Source organism: Citrobacter sp. FP75, from assembly GCF_018342065.1.
In the GTDB taxonomy this organism is placed as follows: domain Bacteria; phylum Pseudomonadota; class Gammaproteobacteria; order Enterobacterales; family Enterobacteriaceae; genus Citrobacter.
Window position 1 is genome coordinate 1 of the sequence record NZ_JAFDOE010000021.1, and the last position, 3676, is coordinate 3676.

3 protein-coding genes and 1 pseudogene are annotated in these 3676 nt (G+C 55.7%); 1 reads left to right on the forward strand and 3 read right to left on the reverse strand.

All coding sequences use genetic code 11. The features are described 5' to 3' along the window. Positions 1-74: 74 nt before the first annotated feature. The 3 genes and pseudogenes from JQ822_RS24210 to tet(D) all read right to left on the reverse strand — a co-directional run. A pseudogene (locus JQ822_RS24210) lies at positions 75-497 on the reverse strand (alpha/beta hydrolase-fold protein); the annotation flags it as partial. A gap of 21 nt (positions 498-518) precedes the next feature. Then, positions 519-1628: an S-(hydroxymethyl)glutathione dehydrogenase/class III alcohol dehydrogenase gene (locus JQ822_RS24215; RefSeq protein ID WP_000842134.1), complete on the reverse strand. Its 1110-nt coding sequence runs from the start codon at positions 1626-1628 to the stop codon at positions 519-521. Positions 1629-1722: 94 nt separating this feature from the next. After that, a complete protein-coding gene (tet(D), locus tag JQ822_RS24220) occupies positions 1723-2907 on the reverse strand; it encodes a tetracycline efflux MFS transporter Tet(D) (protein ID WP_001039466.1) in 1185 nt (394 codons plus the stop codon). A 95-nt stretch (positions 2908-3002) separates the two neighbouring features. On the opposite strand from tet(D), the gene tetR(D) reads away from it, so the two are divergent. Further along, positions 3003-3611 carry a tetracycline resistance transcriptional repressor TetR(D) gene (gene tetR(D), locus JQ822_RS24225; RefSeq protein ID WP_023352616.1) on the forward strand — a complete coding sequence of 203 codons (609 nt, stop codon included), beginning with the start codon at positions 3003-3005 and terminating at the stop codon, positions 3609-3611. Positions 3612-3676 lie beyond the last annotated feature (65 nt).

Here is a 3676-nt window from a genome sequence, read left to right on the forward strand (position 1 = left end):
GCCTGGTAAGCAGAGTTTTTGAAATGTAAGGCCTTTGAATAAGACAAAAGGCTGCCTCATCGCTAACTTTGCAACAGTGCCCGTTTTTCCGATGTGCCGAAATGCCCGCTTACCAGGGTGTGCAGCTCATTCAGAATATAATCATACATCTGATAATGCGCTTTCCACGGCTCCTGTGTGGCATTGACATAAAACCCGGCACCCTGGCCGAGATCGTACTCTTTATCATCCGCCACCTGACTGCCGCGCGGACTGGTATCCGGCGCGACAATCACCAGGCCGTGTTCCGCTGCGTAACGCTGTGCCCCGGCTTTGGTGATAAAATTCTGCTCGTTGCAGGTCAGCCCGGAAAGCCAGTACAGCACAGGACATTTCTCTGTTTTTGCCTGCGGCGGCAGAAACACGGAAAAAGTCATCGGCGTGCCGGTCACCGCAGAGTGGTGACGCCAGACTTCCTGGCTGCCGCCGAAACAGACGTGATGTTCAATCCGTTCCATAGTATCTCCCTGAATACGTTATCAGTAATGAATGACTGTGCGGATGGATTTGCCGTCGTGCATCAAATCAAAAGCTTCATTGATTTTATCCAGTTCCATGGTGTGCGTGACAAACGGCGCCAGCTCGATTTTGCCGCTCATGGCATCTTCCACCATTCCCGGCAACTGGGTACGCCCTTTCACGCCGCCGAACGCCGTGCCTTTCCAGACCCGGCCGGTCACCAGCTGGAACGGACGGGTTGAAATCTCTTTTCCGGCACCCGCCACCCCGATAATTACCGACTGCCCCCAGCCACGGTGCGCACTTTCCAGCGCCGACCGCATCACATTGACATTGCCGATACATTCAAAGGTATGATCCACACCCCATTTGGTCATTTCGACCAGCACCTGCTGAACAGGTTTGTCATAATCATTGGGATTAATGCAGTCTGTGGCGCCGAACTGTTTTGCCAGCTCAAACTTGGATGGATTGGTATCGATGGCAAAGATGCGCCCCGCTTTTGCCTGACGTGCGCCCTGCACCACGGCCAGCCCGATACCGCCGAGGCCGAATACCGCCACAGAATCCCCTTCCTGTACCTTCGCGGTATTGTGTACCGCGCCGATCCCGGTGGTCACGCCGCAGCCGAGCAGGCAAACCTGCTCCGCATTGGCCTGCGGATTGATTTTCGCCAGTGATACTTCCGCCACAACGGTATATTCGCTGAATGTCGAGCAGCCCATATAGTGATAGAGCGGCTGACCGTTATACGAAAAACGGCTGGTGCCGTCCGGCATCACGCCTTTGCCCTGGGTTTCGCGGACGGCAACACAGAGGTTGGTTTTACCGGAGGTACAGAAATCACACTCGCCGCACTCGGCGGTGTACAGCGGGATCACATGGTCGCCCGGTTTCACACTGGTCACGCCCTCACCGACCTCAACCACCACCCCGGCACCTTCATGGCCGAGCACCACCGGGAACAGACCTTCCGGATCATCACCGGAAAGCGTGTAGGCATCGGTATGGCATACCCCGGTGTGACTGATTTTCACCAGCACTTCACCTTTCTTCGGCGGTGCCACATCAATTTCAACAATTTCAAGGGGTAAACCCGGCCCGAAGGCGACTGCTGCGCGTGATTTCATAACGGTTCCTCTGTGTCTGAGGCTTATCATGGCAGGCGATAAGCACGAATGCCGTCCACCATACCGCACAACAGCGCTGCCTGTATAGCGCCGGTCAGCAGGTGGCCGCCACCGGTGCCGGTTTTCTGATCAGCAGACAGATTGCCAGCAGCAGACCGTACAGTGCCGTGCCAATCAGCCACACCGTACCGTCCGCACTCTGCTGTGTCTGACTGAAAATAAAAGCAAACAGCAGCGGGCCCGCCACGCCGGTCAGATTGGTCAGGCTGACCAGCACACCCTGTAGTTTTCCCTGATTTGCCGCCGATGCCCCGGCAGAGATAATGCCCTGCAATGCAGGCAGTGCAATTCCGCCGCCTGCCAGCAGGATCAGGACCGGATACACCATCCATCCGGAAGTGATAGCAGACATCAGTAAAAACGCGGTGGCATCGGCAATAAATCCGGCGAAAATAATGGTTTTCTCACTCAGCCGTTTTGCCAGCGCCCCGGCAACCACCGCCTGAAACAGTGCATGCATCGCCCCGAGTCCCGCCAGTGAAAAACCGACCGCCGCGCTGTCCCAGGCAAAGCGGCTCTCCGTAAACAATACCCAGACAGTGGCCGGGATCTGCCCGATAAGCTGCGCGGTAAAAAAGACAAACAGCAACAGCGCCAGAGGTTTAAGCAGTGTGATAAAGCTGATACCTGCGCTTTCTTGTTTCTGCTCCGCCGGTTTTTCTTCTGTCTGTACCGCCGGTTTAAAGATAAAAAAGACCATCAGAAAGGTGCAGGCATTCAGTATTGCCGCAATGACAAACGGCAGATGCGGTGAGATATCCCCCGCCAGTCCGCCGATAGCCGGCCCGGCAATCAGCCCGGCACCAAAGGCCGCACCGAGACGGCCGAACCAGGCGGTACGCTCGCTGACCGCCGTGCTGTCCGCCACTACCGAAGCCGCAACCGCGCCGGTGGCACCAGTGATCCCGGAGATAATCCGCCCGAGATACAACATCCACAGCACATTGGACAGTGCCAGCAGTGTGTAATCAAACGCGGCACCCGCCAGGGATAACAGCAGCACCGGTCTGCGCCCCAGCTTATCTGACCATCTGCCCAGCAGCGGAGCAAAACAGACCTGCATCACCGCATACAGCGCCAGCAGAATGCCGTAATGGTTTGCCACATCCGCTTCCGGGAGATATTCCCGCAGCAGTGACGGTAATACCGGCATGATCAGACCAATTCCCATCGCGTCCAGCAGTGTAATCACCAGCGCGATGACAGCGGGTTTATTCATTTTTCAGATCCTGTGTTAATTCCCTATCATTGATAGAGTTGGAATATATCCCTATCAATGATAGAGTGTCAATCTGAAAATCGGAGGAGACGGTCATGGCACGGCTGAACAGAGAATCGGTTATTGATGCGGCACTGGAACTGCTGAATGAGACAGGGATTGACGGGCTGACGACCCGCAAGCTGGCGCAGAAGCTGGGAATAGAACAGCCGACACTTTACTGGCATGTGAAAAATAAACGGGCGTTACTGGATGCGCTGGCGGTGGAGATCCTGGCGCGTCATCATGATTATTCACTGCCTGCGGCGGGGGAATCCTGGCAGTCATTTCTGCGCAATAATGCAATGAGTTTCCGCCGGGCGCTGCTGCGTTACCGTGACGGGGCAAAAGTGCACCTCGGCACCCGCCCTGATGAAAAACAGTATGATACGGTGGAAACCCAGTTACGCTTTATGACAGAAAACGGCTTTTCACTGCGCGACGGGTTATATGCGATTTCAGCGGTCAGTCATTTTACCCTTGGTGCCGTACTGGAGCAGCAGGAGCATACTGCCGCCCTGACCGACCGCCCTGCAGCACCGGACGAAAACCTGCCGCCGCTATTGCGGGAAGCGCTGCAGATTATGGACAGTGATGATGGTGAGCAGGCCTTTCTGCATGGCCTGGAGAGCCTGATCCGGGGGTTTGGGCACTGTTGCAAATAGTCGGTGGTGATAAACTTATCATCCCCTTTTGCTGATGGAGCTGCACATGAACCCATTCAAAGGCC

What these genes read in the sequence shown, in the direction of transcription:
- JQ822_RS24215 (WP_000842134.1), bottom strand. Translation starts at nt 1,628, where the DNA reads ATGAAATCACGCGCAGCAGTCGCCTTCGGGCCGGGTTTACCCCTTGAA.